Genomic DNA, 15,150 nt, shown 5'->3' on the forward strand with positions numbered 1-15,150 from the left:
AGTAGTCTTGGCTTACAAATTTCATATTCGGGAAATTAAGATTACAGAAGAAACTATTTTCTTTAAAGGAAGAACGATGATTAAAAACTAGAAATTTGCATTTCCCTCAATCCGAAATTCTGGGCTAGAATTACCAAATCCAAGGCGAGCTTCTAGAGCAACATCTTGATTATTTAAATCAACTTTCATCACTGGACCAAACATAAAAACGGAGTCACGTCCGGGGAGACCTGTCAAAGTGCGACGAAAATTACGAATAAACCCACCCAATGCAATCTCAGAGCTAACATCTTGGGTTGTTTCTAGAGTATAAAATAACTCATCCCGAGCCTCTAAAGAGCCATCAATACTTAACCCCGTATTGAAATCAACTCCTCCACTCAAGATACCAATTAAATCTGTTTCTGTTTCTTCTTCTTCCTGACCATTTGGAATGTAAGCAATTAAAGGGGAAACTCTAAAAGAGCGATTTTGTCGTTGATTCAGATAAGTATAAGACGCGATCGCGGTAAAAGGATTACGTTCATTAGTGGCACTATTCCAAGAAACGCGAAATGAGGGAACATGAGCATCAAGGCCGATGGTCTGTCCCTGATCATTTTGGCGCAGATCCCGAATAATCCAATTTAAGTTACCACTGAGATACGCCCCTGCTGATGGCTCTTCTACTCCTAGAGTATTTTCTTCAACTCCTGGGGCTGAGTCAGCATCAACATTAAACCACGCTCCAGCACTTAGACCATAATTAAAATTTTGGTCAGAACCACTCCAAAGCAACTCCACACTGGGGAGACTTAAACGACCAACAAACTGGCTAAAATTAATATCCCGAGTATCAATACGAGCAAGTTCTAGGCGATCAAAAGCTGCGGCAAATCCTTTAGTGGGAACAGGGGCTTCTGGGGCAATTTGTTCAACAAATTGTTCCCCCTCAGGAGTAATCAATCCCACCTGACCACCAATATTATCAGTGAGTTCTTCAGAAGAACCATCAATGGGAACCCCGATAAAATTCAAATTGAAATCATCCTGAGATAAGCGCGTTTCTGAGAAAAAAGGTTGCCCTTGATTGGTGGAAACCGATTGATCTTGAAAATCCACTGATCTTGAGTGTAATCCTGTTCTCAATTGTAAAACACTAGACTGGTCTGGGGTAATTGTACTAGGAAAGGTAACTGTTCCTGAAACTTGTTCTAACTCGCTGCTAGTATTACCAGTTCTCAAGGTTTGGTTTAATCTTTGGTTGATTTGCTGTCTTTCGTTAGAGGTAGCTTCTGTATTAAGAGGGCTAAACTCTTCTCCAGCTTCAGACTTTTCTTTGGCTTCATCAATAGACCCTTGTAAGTTATTGAGATTACCAAACCCTGCAAGAGGAAATCCTAGTAGCATTCCTAATGTAGAATTGATTGATTGGGTACTATCCACTTCCCCTTCATCAAAAGATAAAGTAATTCCCCCTCCAGGATTGAGATAAACATTTGTATAAGTGGCATTAACCTCATCTTCGCCATATTCCAACATTCCACGATTATAAGAGGTGCTAAAGTAAAAGCGATGCCAGTCGAAATCTTCGCGACGCTCTTGTGTAAACACTTCAGGCTCTTGCTGACCTAACCAAGCCCACAAAAGAGAATTAAGATATCTCTCATCTCGTTCTTCATCACTGAGAAAAGGATTCACAAGGACATTGAGCAAATCTAAGTTATCAAAAGTCTCTCTCTGACCAATTTTCAATCCAGGATCTGAGGAAAAGGCAGTACTAAAGCCGGGAACTTCCTCAGTCAGCGGACTACCAAAGGTTAACCCAGCATCCTCTAACGCGGAATCGGGAATCTCTGCTCCTGCTTCTAGAGGAACATTTCCACCATCTAAGAGAGGACGCAGATCCACAGTAGGAAAAGCCTGTAAAATACGGGGGGCGTTAGCCGGATCAATTTCCCCAAATAAAGAGCCACCTCCTTGAATTCGATCACTGGTTCCGGTTCCGGTTCCAATCAGAGAGCGAGTCTCTTCATCACTCTCAAAATCAATATCGGCAATATCAATATTAATATCGATATTTTCTCCAGCAAATAACTCTTCTGGCCCTCCAGCTTCCGCTATTATTGAAAAAACCGTAAACTCATCAAGATCTTCTTGCTCTCCTTCCACTAAACTAAGGTCACCTGAAAATGTCCAAATCGCTTGCACGCCAAAAAAGGCTTGTCGTAGCAAAAAGGCTTCATTAATTTCTACTTCGTTGGTTTGCCCTTGATATTGTACGCCCGACTGAACTCCTTGAGTTTCAAAAACAATGCGATTCCCACTCATTTGCCAGTAAAATTGGTCTTCTTTCCGGAAATGACCAACGCCTAGTTGTTTCAGAGCAGGATTATCTTCTGCAAAACGAATATCAAAGTCTGAATAAGTTTCTACTTGATCAGGAGAAAACTGATCTTCAGAAATGGTTAAATTATCAAATGGATTGAGAATAAAGGGATATCTTTTATTAGTATTAGAAAGAGATTCTAGGATTAATTCTTGTTGTTCTTCTGCTTCTTCAGGATCAGGGGGTTCTGGTTCTTCTTCAGGGAGTAAATCTTCTGGCTCAATTTCTCGAAATAAATCATCATCTTCAGAGTCAGAAGGTAAAACATCATCCCGTTGGGCTAACTCATAGAAGGGGGCTTCTCGGTTAACTGAAAGGGAATTAGATTTAGTGATACTGGTATCCTCAACATCTAGAAAATCAACACCTAAAATCTTATGGTTATCTTCATGATTAACCTCATTAAATTCTAATTTAGAGTGATCTGTCACTTCTAAATTATTAAAATCAGGAGAGGAGGCACTAGCTTGGTTCTGACTACCATACGCGATGATTAGGGTAAATATGCTGATGACAATTTTAATCTTAAAAAGACTTACATAAATTTTTTTCATCTTTCACACACTTATAAAAAGTTTTTGATACTACTCTAAGCCGACATTCGGTTCATTTAAGTCTTGAAAAGAACGCTCTCTCTCTTGGGTAATCGCCTTAACAAGAGAGATAACCTCTGATATAGTTAAGTCCTCCTCTTGTACTTTAGTGGCAATTGCCTCTTCTAAACTGAGACTGTCTTCATCAATAAAGTATTCAATCTCTAACCCCTCTACCCGAATAGGGTCAGTTTCGCTCCCCTCCAACTCAGAGGTAACAGTGACGAGAGTTCCCCCCTCTTCTCCAATAAGCTGACCTCGCGCTAGTTCTACTTCTCCTGCGGCCACCGAAAGCAGATCATTATCCTCATCCTCTCGTTGATCGTCAACCAAAGAAGCCCCACTGACTCGCGCTTGTTCTTGTTCTCCACCATCGCCAAATGCCCTTACAAGGGAAATAATCGAGGAAGCCTGATCAAAGTCAGCCTCTTCAATCGCTTGGGCTAGCTCAACTTCTAAGTTTTCATTGTCTGTTAGGATATCGCTATTATTGCTTTCAATGGTTAATTCGCTGAGAACTTCAACGCCATTAAACTCCTGAGTTTTAGTGCTTGTTGTAATGTTATTCTGATCAAAACTCTGTCCAGGAGCAAGTTCTACTTCTGTAGCGATGACTGAGCGAACAGTATTGTCTGCATTAGCTTCTTCCTCTCGAAAAGCGGTTGCTGTCACCCGATCGCGCTCTTGAATCCCGATTCCTTCTGTAAAGGCTCTGACTAGAGAAATAAGTTCTGACTCACTGAGATCGTCTCCCACTTCAAAATCAGGATCATCTCCGTCTATTGTCTCAAACTCAATTTTTAATTCTGTTTCATTTAAATCATCAATATCCACTGCATCGCGGATTGATTCACCAGCAAAGGTAATATTCACCTCATCAAGTAACTCCCGAGGCTTTTCTAATAAAACTTGAGTCGCGATCGCGTCTAATGTTCCTTTCTGACTGACTGCTGCAACCACATTAATAAAAAAAGTGTCATCTAATTCTAATTCGTCATTCTCTACTTCTACCGCCTCAATTAATGCTTGTTGTAACTCACTATCTTCTACTAGCGCCTTGATTAATTCTTGCTTCGACTCCTTATCGGCTGCCTCTCCTGCGTCTCCAAGGCGTTCTAGTAATTCCTGAACATCTCCATCCACGAAATTTTCTAAATCTTTTGCTTCTACCGCTTCAATGACATCATCTTGTAAATCGACCCCCACATCAATTCCTGTTTCTTCGGCTACCCTCTCTAGTAAGTTAACGCGATTTTCATTAGCATTAGCAGGAAGGGTAAAAACAGAAACTAGACTTGCTAGCGCGATCGACAAGACAGGAGTGAAATTACTCTGATGAAAGTAAAACTTGATTTTCATAGCATGGAAGCCTCTTTTTATCTACTTTTGATAAATATTTCGATTGGCGGTGACCTTTTGACGTTGAGGATGTCAGAAGAAGGACAACTGATATAGCCCAGTAAGTCCTTTTCCTGATGAGATATCTTGGCAAGGAGAAAAGGCTTCTCGGTTAGCAGTGCAAGAAGTGTTACTCTAAACCAACCACTTCTTCACTGCTACCTGCACTTTCCTCGGTGAATGCTTTAACTAAGGAGATGACATCAGATTCGCGATCAGTGTCAAAGTTATTAGCAACAACGTCAGCGATCGCGCCTTCTAGCAAATCTTTTGAATCTCGAGAGAGAAATTCAGAACTAAATGCAAAGTCAAGATCTAGTTCCGTCAATACCCCATTCTCTACTGTGGGATCAATCGTAAGTGGACGAAATACTTGTTCAACTTCAATAAAAGGAAAAGAAGGAATAATACTAAAGTCACGGCCAGTCAAACCACCACGATCTGCTAATACTTGTCCACGGGCTAATGTTGCTTGACCAGCAACTGCAGAAAGTTCCTTCCCAGTATCGAACGTTGCTGCACCAGTGACTTGTGCTTGCCCCAGGGGAGAATTAATTTCGCCAAAGCTTTTAACCAAAGAAATAATGTCAGATTCATTGCTAAAATCAGCCTGCCCCACTGCTTGAGCAATTCTTTCTTCTAGAAGGGTAGTATTACCACGACCAGCAGGGGTGGCAATAGGAAATCCTAGATCTAAGCTTGTAACAGCATTATCAGCGTCATCAATGCTGCCAATTTCTGGGTCAATCTGAACATCAATAGTTGCAGGTATCGACCCCAAGTACAGGTCTGTCACCAAAGCGTTCCCCAGGAGATAAAATGGCTTCCCCTGCTACAGCAGAAACCGTACTGGCATCATCTACTAGGGAAGCCCCAGTGACTCGCGCTTGCCCAGCTTGGGCGCTTGAAGTGCTTAATACGCCCATTAAGCCTAAGATACCGATGAGAGAGAAACTCATCAAAGGAATCGTCTTTAAGAATGTTTGTGTCTTCATATTTACCTACCTTGATTTATAGATCTATTGCTTTCGAGGAGATCAGGAGAAAGATAAGGGATATAATGCAATAAGTCCTTCTCTTGATGAGATATTTTGGCAAGGAAAAAAAGGCTTCTCAGTTAGGAAGTGTTACTCTAAACCAACCACTCTTTCACTGCTACCTGCACTTTCCTCGGTGAATGCTTTAACTAGAGAAATGACATCCGATTCGCGATCAAAATCTGCGTCATTTACAACGTCAGCGATCGCTGCTTCTAGTAAGGGGATATCATCTTCTTCTACTGAGAAATTAATGTCTAATTCACTCAAGACTTCACCCTCTAAGTCATCCTCGTCCTCAATAGTTGGGTCAATAGTAGCTACTGGGTCATCATTATTATCAGGTTCTGCTAAAAGCTGTCCACGAGCTAAGGTTGCTTGACCAGCAATTGCAGACAGGGTATTGTGAGTATCGAAAGTAGCCGCACCAGTGACTTGCGCTTGTCCTAGGGGAGAGCTAACACCGCCAAAATTTTTAACCAGAGAAATGATATCCGATTCATCAGTAAAATCGTCAGTGCTAATTTTATTAGCGATCGCCGCTTCTAGAAGAGCAGCCTCATTATCATCAATGTCAAAATCAATGTCTAACTGTTGTACAGCAACATTTTCACTGTTGGGAATATTATCAATGTCTGGGGTAATAGTAATACCCTCACCTAGACTTTGCCCCGGCGCTAAAATGACCTCCCCAGCAACTGCTGAAACCTCGCTATCATTATCAACAAGAGCCGCACCAGTGACTCGCGCTTGCCCTGCTTGTGCGCTTGGAGTCCCTAAGACTGCCATCATACCTAATGCACCTGTAATCGAAGCACCTGCAAAGAGGATTTTTGTTAGAGATAAATGCTTACTCATGTTATGTTTGAGTCTCTTTACGCTTGACTATGAATTTTGTATTGACAGTTTAAGTGAGAAAATTCACTTAATTTATGTATGCAGTTATAGTAACAATGTTTTTACTAGGGGTCAACTCATAAATCATTAAAAAATTTATAGAAACGCTAAGTCTTAGTTACACTAGCAGCAATTTTCTTCTAAAGACTCAGGTGGCTTGCTAAGTTGAAGGCAGAGTTATGTAGTTTAAGATACAACTTTAAAATGAAAGCCTCACCCCAAAGCGACCTGTTAAACACAATTGCCATCTCTGCTGTTGGTGCTGGAATTGTAACCTCTTTTGCTGTCAGTCAAGGACAATCGCCTTTAGTCGCTCTATTGATCACTGCGATCGCAACTGGGTTTGCAGTGATTTGTCATCGGTCAGGATTAGTTTGAGTTATCCCCCTATACAATAGCTCTCAGACATGGGATAAGATACATTGGGAAAGAAACTCACGTTTGATTTTATGTTCTCAATTGATCTAACTTTGAAATATAGCCCCCTTCCTCTGAGTGTCCAACGGAAAGAATCCGAGACTGCCCAAACCTTGTATCAAGAAATCTTAACGGCTTTGAAAGCTGACTCACCTCAATTACTGGAATTAACTTGTGAAAAGGATCCAGAAAAGAAAATTGCCGTTATGAGTGACCAAATTGTTGCTGTGATTGTCTCGCAAAAAGATGGCACAGCAACCGGTCGCGCTCCTGGATTTTTCATGCAATCCTAGATAATAGAAGAGGTTATCCCCCTACTTTTGGGGGCAAAGGTGGGTTAGTGAAAGACGTAGCAATTTCTGTTCAAAATTTAACATTTGGTTGGTCTGCTCAAAAACCAATTCTCAAAGGTTGCTCTCTGGAAATTCCTCAAGGAGAGTTTTGGATGCTTTTGGGGAATAATGGCAGTGGTAAATCAACGTTATTAAAAATTTTAAGTGGTTTATTGAGTCCTCAGAGTGGGGAATGCTATGTGCAACAACCCTTAGGGTTTGTGTTTCAAAATCCTGATCATCAGTTAGTGATGCCAACAGTGGGGGCGGATGTGGCATTTGGGTTGGTATCAGAGGGGTTAAGTTGGCCCCAAGTGCGCGATCGCGTTCAAGAAGCCCTCAGCGCTGTTAATTTGTTGGGTTGGGAGAGACGACCAATTTATGCCCTCAGTGGAGGACAAAAACAACGAATTGCCATTGCCGGCGCGATCGCGCGTCATTGTCCAGTATTATTATTAGATGAACCAACAGCACTCCTTGATCCTGAGACGCAAGGGGAGTTAGTAGAACAGGTGCGTTCTCTGGTGAAAAGTCGCGGTATGACTGCTCTGTGGGTGACCCATCGCTTGGATGAACTTGACTACTGCGATCGCGCTTTTATCCTCGAAGAAGGCAACATTACCAAAGAAGGTCCACCACAGGAATTAAAAAATTATGTTATTCAGTCCACTGCTTGACTTAACTCCAAAACCCTTTACAGTAATAGCAGATTAACATTTACTCAGGATGACATGAGTATTGACCGGCGACAATTTTTAAAACAAGTTTGGCTCACTGTATTTGCCTGGAGCGCATCGAGAGAAGTCCCATTATCCCTCACTAGCAAAACTTATCAGTATAGTCAGGCTTTAGCCAGTTCTAGGAGCAGAAAGCTCGCCTTATTAGTGGGGATTAATCAATATCAACAGGAAAATCATCTCAAAGGCTGTTTGACAGATGTGGAACAACAAGCCGAACTTTTACAGTATCGGTTTGGGTTTCAAGGGTCAGATATTCTCACCCTCACCGATGGGGAAGCAACGCGCGATCGCATTGTTAACGCCTTTATTGACCATTTAATTAATCAGGCTCAACCTGATGACATTGTTGTCTTTCACTTTAGTGGGTACGGGACAAAAGCCAAACTTCCTGATTCACTTCAACAAGAAAATGCCCCCTCAGCAATTAATTGTCTTCTCCCCACTGACGCATCAGCTTCAGGAAGATGGTTCACTGACCACAATTTCCTATTAGAAAGCACCTTAGCTACTTTAGCGCGATCGCTGTCAACGAATAAAGTCACCTTTGTGCTTGATACGAGCTATTTAGGAGTGGGTCAAAATCTACAAGGTCATTTAAGGGTTCGCTCCATTAATAATTCTCGCACCTCTCCCATTAGTGAAGATGATTTAGAATTTGCCCGCAAGATAGAAGCCAAATTTCACAATACTGCCCATTCTTTAAGGAATCTTATCGACCAAGGTCAAAATTTACCCGGCATTGTCATTACGGCAACCGGTCCCCAACAAATTGCCACTGAAACTGATTGGGGAGGGTTTAATGGGGGAGTCTTTACCCATACCCTCACTCATTCTCTGTGGGAAGCCATTTCCGCTAGTAATATTCAAATTTCCCTCACTCGCAGTGCCCAAACTATTGAACGCCTATTAGGACCCCAACAGCAACCACGTTTATTTGGACAAGATCAAGGGAAAACGATTGTTCCCTATTATGCCTTCTCTGACTTATTTGGGGCAGAGGCAGTGATTACCAATGTGGAGAAGGAAGGAACCCTAGAACTACGTTTATCTGGAATTCCTCCGACTCTCCTTAAAGACTTTGGGGTGAATTCTCTCTTCTCTGTTCCCTCTAATCAAACGGAAGAAAACTTGTCTTTGGTGGAACTGGTGACTCGTGAAGGGTTAGTAGGAAAAGCGCGATCGCTGCAGGAAACGCCCAATTTAGAAGTAGGACAGGGCTTACAAGAAGAAATCCGAGTTATCCCTCGTAACCCAGGATTAATTGTCGCTCTAGAGTCAAATTTAGGGCGTATTGAACGCGTTGATGCCACCAGTGCCTTTTCCAGTGTCCCAGAAGTGTCTTCGGTGATTATTGCGGGAGAAGGAACAGCAGACTGTTTATTTAGTAAAGGACAATCTCTGCAAGGAAATCCGCCCATTAAAGCCACTACAGAAAAAGGTTATGGGTTATTTTCTGTAGGGGGAATCCCCATTCCTAGTACTGTAGGCACACAAAACGAGGCTGTTAAATCAGCAGTTATGCGGGTGCTTCCGAAACTAAATACCCTTTTAGCTGCCAAATTATGTCGCTTAACCGTCAATGAAGGTTCTTCGCGCTTAGGATTACGGGCTAGTTTAGAAATTGTTTCTCAAGCAGGACAAATTACCCCTGTTATTAGTCAAGAGACATTTCGTTATCGTCAAGGAAAAGAGTTTTTCTTTAATAATCAATTGTTACCCTATGCCTTAGCGGGGGCATTTCCACAATTAGAAACGGGTACTCAAATTCAATCTCGGTTAACAAATATCAGCGATCGCGCGATTTATGCTTTATTATTAGGGGTAGATTCTGGAGCTAATCCGATCGCCTTCTATTCTCCTGATTCCTCGGCAGTTCCCGATCCCTCCCAAAGTATTCAACCATTACAAGAGTTGAAAATTTCCCCAAGGGAAGAGCGGGTGATTCCTAAAAACAAAGCCTCTTATAATTGGACAGTTACAGGCCCTGCTGGCTTATCAGAAATCTATATCATTGGCAGCACTCAGCCTTTTACAAAAACTCTCAATCTCCTATCTCAAATTCCCCAATCTAAGGGAGAAGGGGAACGCATTATTGATCTCCCTGAACCCCTAAAAGTGGTACAAGCCCTACAAGAAGACTTGGCAGCTGCTAGTAATGTTGAGAGCGAACTTATCAATTCTGGTAGTAACTCTTATGCGTTAGATGTCAATTGTTGGGCAACTTTGAGCTTTGTTTACCAAGTGGTTTAATATTGTTAGTCCTTTGTCATTTGTCCTTTGTCATTTGTGCAGGAGTGACTAATGACCAATAACTAGGGATTAAAATTCCTTCTGGTATTCCTCTAAGATCTCCATAAGATCACTAAGGGCTATTTGAGGTACTAAGTCAAGTAAGGGTAATTGGGTTTTGCCGCCACCAAGCTTAACAGAAATTTGCTTAAGAACTGTTTTTACTTGTTCTTCAGTAATACTTTTATCTTCGAGGAGGGAATAAAGCTGTTCAGCAACAGTAGTGTGAAGATGGGCATCAGAGAGATACAGATGCCATTTGGCAACATCAATGTAAACTTTATCGCCAATTTCTGCGGCGAGGCGTTCAATTGCTTGAGTGGAGTTAGAATTAGCCATCGGTTTTTTTAGAGTTAGTAGAATAATCAGCGATTGCGCTAATATAAATCAAATGAACTGCCAAAACGATTAACCAGCCCAATGTAAGCCAACTTGCCCATTGCCAGTTAGCACTATTGAGTTGTTTAAAGAACCAAACCCCAGAGTTAATCAGACCAAACGTTGCCACATGAAGAGCAAAATTGATGCGGTCTTCTAGCTTTCGATAAGCGGGATCTTCACGGGTAGGCTGACGGGGCCAACGCGGTGGCATAAGCAAGCATCTTCCATAATCGACATAACTATATTATCATTGTTGTAGAAAATATCGTTCTAACACCCTAGATTAATAATAGAAAATTATGACTGCTAATAGTATCATTTTTAACAGTGCAATTTTGTCATTCACTTTAATTTTAGTGGGATTAGCCTGGGGCTTTTTGCTACTTAAAATTCAAGGCAATGAAGAATAATTGCAGTTTTTCTAGCAATACTCCCCCACCTAAGAAAGGCAGGGGGATTTTTTTACTTACAGTTGACCAGTCAGAAAGCCATCCGTTTGAAACGGATGGATGAATGGCGACAAAGGACTTTAGTCTTCTGTGTCCTTGTAATTTGGCATTTCTAAGGTATCAATCCAGTCTTCTACTAGCTGAGTCATTGTTTTTCTTTTATGTCTTGCATACAGCCTCAACTTTTCAAGTCTCCCTACTTCGATCCGAATGGAAAATTGTTCTTTTTTCATCTCTTGTCAATGACTTGATTTATGCTATAGTTATTTTAACAGAGTAAGCAAGATAACTATGTATGGATGTCAACAAAATCGAGTTCGATCTAGTTCAGATTTAATTCCTGTTTTGGAGTATATTTGTCGGATTGCAAACAATCTAACTAATTGTGGGATTTATCTGGCTCGTCAAACTTTCTTCAAAGAAACCCGAATCGTTGGTAAGTTTGATTTAGAGAAATCCCTAAAACAACAGGAAAATTATCAAGCACTGTATTCCCAATGCTCCCAACAAACTTTAAGAAGTGTCGCTGAATCTTTTAAGTCGTTTAAGGAGTTAAGAAAATGCTTCTTTAATGGTGAAATTGATAAACACCCGAAACTTCCTACCTATCGAGAAAAAGGTGGTTTAGCGGTAGCTACCTATCCGAAACAATCCCTTAGACTGAAAGATAATCATGTAAGAGTACCTCTTGGTAAAACTGCCAAATCTCAGTTAGGTAAAAAAGAATTTTTCCTTCCCTTTCCTTCTAACTTAGAGTTTAAGCAGATTAAAGAACTTAGGATTCTTCCTAGAAATAAAGAGTTTTATCTGGAGTGGGTTTATGAAACACCAGAAGTCAAGAAGACGGTTAACTCAGAAGAAGCCTTAGGAATTGACCCTGGTATTGATAACTGGTTAACTTGTGTTGCTACTCTCGGTGAGTCTTTCATCATTGATGGAAGAAAAGTAAAATCTTTAAATCAAAACTATAATCGTCGAGTCTCTTCCTTGAAAGAAGGAAAGCCTCAAGGTTATTGGAATTTTGAGTTATCTAAAATCACTGAAAAACGGAATCGTCAAATCAGAGACGCTGTGAACAAAGCAGCCCGAATGGTCATTAACTATTGTCTTGATAAAAACATAGGAACAATTGTTTTTGGATGGAATCAAGGTCAGCGACAGGGAATAAACATCGGAAAGAAAAACAATCAAAACTTTGTCCAGATTCCCACAGCTAAGTTAAAGGCTCGTATTCAACAATTAGCAGAAGAACACGGACTTGAGTTTGTAGAAACTGAAGAATCTTATACCTCAAAAGCCTCTTTTCTAGACCGTGATTTGCTACCGACATTCGGTGAAAAACCCGAAAGGTGGCAGCCATCAGGTAAAAGAGTAACAAGAGGATGCTATCAAGATTCAAAAGGAAGAATTGTAAATGCTGACGCTCAAGCAGCGGCGAACATTCTGAGAAAAGTAGAGATACAGCTAGGCTTAGTTCTAGCCAAGGTCAATAGGGCAGCTTTGACTCTGCCATCCAGACTATACATCTGGCACTCTAAGAGAAAGAGCGGAGCAACGAGGTTTTTAACCCGTTGCGAAGCCACCTCTTAGAATCCTCGTCTCTTTAGAGCGAGGAGAAGTCAATCCATTGGTTGTTGATCATTTTTCTCACTATTGGTTTCACCCAACCGTTCCACTGTTTTGGGAATATCAATCCCAGTGCTTTCTCGTAACTGTTCCATAAAGGTTGCAAGTTTAGTGGCATTACCGCCTTTAGCGGGATCAATAACCGTTACCTTCTGCACATCAATATCAGGAACAGTATTCACCATACTGGATAAGAGTGGTTCCAGCTTCTGAAAGAGGAAGATTTCTCGGGCATTTTCTCCAGAAGCCTTCCAAGACTCAGCGAGGGCTCTTAAGCCATCGGCTTGGGCTTTCCCATCTTCAATAATACTGGCGGCTTGTCCTTTCGCATCAGCTTGGGCGCGTTGACAGTCAGCTTCAGCAGGCGCGATGACATCTGCTTGTAATTGCTGTTCCACTTGTTTGCGCCGTTCCCGTTGTACTGACAAATTCGCTTGGGTTTTTGCCACTTCCGCCGCAATTTCTGATTCTGCTTCGGCTATTCCCGCTTCTCTTTGAGTTAAAGCATTTTGCAGACGGCGGTTCGCTTCGGCGCGAGTGGTTTCAATTCTGGCTTCAATTTGGCGCAGAGAGGTATTTTTCTTGTTTTCGGCTGCTTTTAGTGCTGATTCGGCTTTAGTATTGGCTTCAGCAATGCGGGAATCTCGCAATAAGTCGGCTCGTTGTTTACGCCCAATGGAGTTAAGATAATCTACGTCATCAGAGATATTCTGAATTTGCAGGTTATCTAAAACTAAGCCTAATTTTTGTAAGTCGTCTTCCGCTTCATCTAAGAGGTTGCGAACAAATGCCATTTTGTCTTCATTGACTTCTTCTGGCGTGAGACTAGCAAGCACCCCTCTTAAATTTCCTTCTAGGGTTTGCTGGGCCATAGTTTCGATTTCTTGTTGGCTTTTGCCGAGTAACCGTTCAATGGCGTTGTGAATGGCAGGTTCTTCTCCCGCGATTTTAATATTCGCTACTCCATCCACTTTTAAGGGAATTCCCCCCTTAGAATAAGCATTAGTTACCTTCAAATCAATGATCATGTTGCTGAGGCTCATTTTAAACACTTTTTCTAAAAGGGGTCTGCGGATACTACTACCGCCTTTCACTAAGCGATAACCGACACTACCACCGCCAGTTACAGGTTGACGACTGCCAGCAAAAATTAGGATTTCACTGGGTTGGCAAATGTAGTAGAGATTTTTGATCACTAGGGCTATAGCGCCTGTTGCCGCTAAAGCTATAATTAGGAGAGTAACTCCTGTTTCTCTAAGATTTATCATGTTTAATCTTCCTCCATTTCAGTTTGCTCGGTATCTTGATTATTTTTCCCAGATAGTTTGATCCCCAACGTTTCCTCTGATTGCTGGAGGAACTGACGGATCATTTCTGGATAGGCATTGGAGAGAGACGCAAGCGCCTTCCCATCCCCATTGTCAATGACACTCACTTCTCCTAAATGCAAGCGGTGAGGGACTTTGGTAGCTTGCTTGAGAATCATCTCCATTTGTTGGACAAGGAATAATTCGGAAGCATCCACTCCTGTTTCTTGCCAAACTTGGGCTAACATTTCATTGACTTGTGCTGAGGCTTTGTTATCCTCGGCAAGTTTCGCCGCTTTGCCTTTTGCTTCCAGTTCATTAGCTTGTTGTTGAGCTTGTGCCGGGAGAACTTGGTCAACTTCTAACCGCGCTTTCTCTAATTCCGCCCTTACGGATTGTAATTCTTGTTGCGCTCTTGCTCTAGCTTCTTCAGCTGCAGCTGTGGTTCGTTCCTCTTCCATTTTGGCTTCTTTGCCTACTTCTGCGGTGATGCGTCGCAATTCATTTTGTTTTTCTTCGGTAGCAGTGGCAGTTTCAGTTTCAGCAACTTCCGCTTTACGATTACAGTCTGCTTCGGCTTGTTCAGCTTCTGCGATCGCGTTTGATTCGGCAATTTCAGCATCCCGAACAATCGTTGCAATTTGTCGTCGCCCAATGGAGTTGAGATAATCCACATCATCAGAAACACTTTGGATTTTTAGAGTATCCAATTGTAACCCCAATTTCGCTAAATCAGAGGCGACATCATTGGAAATGCGTTCAGCGAATTGCAGGCGATCTTCATTCAGCTGTTCTGGGGTGAGTGTCGCAACTACCCCCCGTAAATTTCCTTCTAAGGTTTCTCTGGCTACCCGAGAAATTTCTTCACGTCCGCGTCCTAAAAAGCGTTCAATAGCATTGCCTACCACTGACCAATCCCCAGAGATTTTGACATTGGCAATGGCTTGGATATTGAGGGGAGTTCCCCCTTTAGCATAAGCATTTGTTACTTCAATGGGAACAGGTATCGTCCTGACATCCATAGTTTCTACACTTTCGAGGATGGGAATTCGAAAAGTACGTCCCCCATAAATGACGCGATAGCCAAGTTCTTGACCATCTTCCCGCTTATATTTGCGACCTGAAATAATGAGAATTTTATTGGGGTCACAAATTTGAATCATTGTATTCAGTACGCCAATTCCCAGCAAAATCACAATAATAACAATGGTAATAATTAAGCCCGCGTCAGCCCTCACTAAATTACTTTCCACTGTAAGGGGAGATGGCTCTGCTCTAGTTTCTGATCGAGTTTCAATATATTGATTCATAAATTG

Annotated in this window: 15 protein-coding genes; 6 read left to right on the forward strand and 9 right to left on the reverse strand. The window is 41.8% G+C overall.

Annotation, left to right across the window (positions count from 1 at the left end; all coding sequences use genetic code 11):
* Positions 1-87: 87 nt before the first annotated feature.
* The 5 genes from FRE64_RS08050 to FRE64_RS08075 all read right to left on the reverse strand — a co-directional run bounded on the left by FRE64_RS08050 (position 88) and on the right by FRE64_RS08075 (position 6,254).
* On the reverse strand, positions 88-2,922 hold the full coding sequence (locus FRE64_RS08050) for a hypothetical protein (protein WP_146295494.1): 2,835 nt from the start codon (positions 2,920-2,922) through the stop codon (positions 88-90).
* Positions 2,923-2,952: 30 nt separating this feature from the next.
* Entirely contained in the window at positions 2,953-4,320 is a 1,368-nt protein-coding gene (locus FRE64_RS08060) for a hypothetical protein (RefSeq protein WP_146295495.1), read from the reverse strand.
* 169 nt (positions 4,321-4,489) lie between these two features.
* A complete protein-coding gene (locus tag FRE64_RS08065) occupies positions 4,490-5,155 on the reverse strand; it encodes a hypothetical protein (protein WP_146295496.1) in 666 nt (221 codons plus the stop codon).
* Entirely contained in the window at positions 5,115-5,354 is a 240-nt protein-coding gene (locus tag FRE64_RS08070; protein ID WP_146295497.1) for a hypothetical protein, read from the reverse strand. Before FRE64_RS08070 ends, FRE64_RS08065 begins: the two co-directional genes overlap by 41 nt.
* A 132-nt stretch (positions 5,355-5,486) precedes the next feature.
* Positions 5,487-6,254 (reverse strand): hypothetical protein, encoded by a 768-nt coding sequence (locus FRE64_RS08075; protein ID WP_146295498.1) that lies wholly within the window; start codon positions 6,252-6,254, stop codon positions 5,487-5,489.
* Between the two features lie 243 nt (positions 6,255-6,497).
* Here FRE64_RS08075 and FRE64_RS17465 point away from each other — a divergent pair, with 243 nt between their 5' ends.
* The 4 genes from FRE64_RS17465 (at position 6,498) to FRE64_RS08090 (ending at position 10,032) form a co-directional block, all read left to right on the forward strand.
* Positions 6,498-6,671, forward strand: coding sequence for a hypothetical protein (locus FRE64_RS17465; protein ID WP_186708731.1), 174 nt, complete (start codon positions 6,498-6,500; stop codon positions 6,669-6,671).
* Between the two features lie 71 nt (positions 6,672-6,742).
* Positions 6,743-7,003: a hypothetical protein gene (locus FRE64_RS08080; RefSeq protein ID WP_146295499.1), complete on the forward strand. Its 261-nt coding sequence runs from the start codon at positions 6,743-6,745 to the stop codon at positions 7,001-7,003.
* A 47-nt stretch (positions 7,004-7,050) separates the two neighbouring features.
* Positions 7,051-7,719, forward strand: a complete 669-nt coding sequence (locus FRE64_RS08085; RefSeq protein WP_146295500.1) for an energy-coupling factor ABC transporter ATP-binding protein — start codon at positions 7,051-7,053, stop codon at positions 7,717-7,719.
* Between the two features lie 54 nt (positions 7,720-7,773).
* The gene (locus tag FRE64_RS08090) at positions 7,774-10,032 is read left to right on the forward strand and encodes a caspase family protein (protein ID WP_146295501.1); all 2,259 of its coding nucleotides are present in this window, start codon (positions 7,774-7,776) and stop codon (positions 10,030-10,032) included.
* A gap of 69 nt (positions 10,033-10,101) precedes the next feature.
* On the opposite strand, the gene FRE64_RS08095 is transcribed toward FRE64_RS08090, so the two are convergent.
* Complete coding sequence (locus tag FRE64_RS08095) at positions 10,102-10,410, reverse strand: DUF3181 family protein (protein ID WP_146295502.1); 309 nt, start codon at positions 10,408-10,410, stop codon at positions 10,102-10,104.
* On the reverse strand, positions 10,403-10,663 hold the full coding sequence (locus FRE64_RS08100; protein WP_146295503.1) for a 2TM domain-containing protein: 261 nt from the start codon (positions 10,661-10,663) through the stop codon (positions 10,403-10,405). Before FRE64_RS08100 ends, FRE64_RS08095 begins: the two co-directional genes overlap by 8 nt.
* Positions 10,664-10,751: 88 nt before the next feature.
* Here FRE64_RS08100 and petM point away from each other — a divergent pair, with 88 nt between their 5' ends.
* On the forward strand, positions 10,752-10,862 hold the full coding sequence (petM, locus tag FRE64_RS08105) for a cytochrome b6-f complex subunit PetM (protein WP_146295504.1): 111 nt from the start codon (positions 10,752-10,754) through the stop codon (positions 10,860-10,862).
* A gap of 330 nt (positions 10,863-11,192) precedes the next feature.
* Entirely contained in the window at positions 11,193-12,491 is a 1,299-nt protein-coding gene (locus FRE64_RS08110) for an RNA-guided endonuclease InsQ/TnpB family protein (protein WP_146295505.1), read from the forward strand.
* A gap of 29 nt (positions 12,492-12,520) precedes the next feature.
* Here the strand turns inward: FRE64_RS08110 and FRE64_RS08115 are convergent, their stop codons facing one another.
* The gene (locus FRE64_RS08115) at positions 12,521-13,795 is read right to left on the reverse strand and encodes a flotillin family protein (protein WP_146295506.1); all 1,275 of its coding nucleotides are present in this window, start codon (positions 13,793-13,795) and stop codon (positions 12,521-12,523) included.
* Positions 13,796-13,797: 2 nt separating this feature from the next.
* Entirely contained in the window at positions 13,798-15,144 is a 1,347-nt protein-coding gene (locus tag FRE64_RS08120; protein ID WP_146295507.1) for a flotillin family protein, read from the reverse strand.
* Positions 15,145-15,150: the final 6 nt, after the last annotated feature.

The organism is Euhalothece natronophila Z-M001 (assembly GCF_007904085.1).
Classification (GTDB): domain Bacteria; phylum Cyanobacteriota; class Cyanobacteriia; order Cyanobacteriales; family Rubidibacteraceae; genus Halothece; species Halothece natronophila.

Excerpts from the sequence above, each read along its gene's own strand:
- FRE64_RS08050 (WP_146295494.1), bottom strand. The coding sequence starts at position 2,922 with ATGAAAAAAATTTATGTAAGTCTTTTTAAGATTAAAATTGTCATCAGC.
- FRE64_RS08060 (WP_146295495.1), bottom strand. The coding sequence starts at position 4,320 with ATGAAAATCAAGTTTTACTTTCATCAGAGTAATTTCACTCCTGTCTTG.
- FRE64_RS08070 (WP_146295497.1), bottom strand. The coding sequence starts at position 5,354 with ATGAAGACACAAACATTCTTAAAGACGATTCCTTTGATGAGTTTCTCT.
- FRE64_RS08075 (WP_146295498.1), bottom strand. The coding sequence starts at position 6,254 with ATGAGTAAGCATTTATCTCTAACAAAAATCCTCTTTGCAGGTGCTTCG.
- FRE64_RS17465 (WP_186708731.1), top strand. The coding sequence starts at position 6,498 with ATGAAAGCCTCACCCCAAAGCGACCTGTTAAACACAATTGCCATCTCT.
- FRE64_RS08080 (WP_146295499.1), top strand. The coding sequence starts at position 6,743 with ATGTTCTCAATTGATCTAACTTTGAAATATAGCCCCCTTCCTCTGAGT.
- FRE64_RS08090 (WP_146295501.1), top strand. The coding sequence starts at position 7,774 with ATGAGTATTGACCGGCGACAATTTTTAAAACAAGTTTGGCTCACTGTA.
- FRE64_RS08095 (WP_146295502.1), bottom strand. The coding sequence starts at position 10,410 with ATGGCTAATTCTAACTCCACTCAAGCAATTGAACGCCTCGCCGCAGAA.
- FRE64_RS08100 (WP_146295503.1), bottom strand. The coding sequence starts at position 10,663 with ATGCCACCGCGTTGGCCCCGTCAGCCTACCCGTGAAGATCCCGCTTAT.
- petM (WP_146295504.1), top strand. The coding sequence starts at position 10,752 with ATGACTGCTAATAGTATCATTTTTAACAGTGCAATTTTGTCATTCACT.
- FRE64_RS08110 (WP_146295505.1), top strand. The coding sequence starts at position 11,193 with ATGTATGGATGTCAACAAAATCGAGTTCGATCTAGTTCAGATTTAATT.
- FRE64_RS08115 (WP_146295506.1), bottom strand. The coding sequence starts at position 13,795 with ATGATAAATCTTAGAGAAACAGGAGTTACTCTCCTAATTATAGCTTTA.
- FRE64_RS08120 (WP_146295507.1), bottom strand. The coding sequence starts at position 15,144 with ATGAATCAATATATTGAAACTCGATCAGAAACTAGAGCAGAGCCATCT.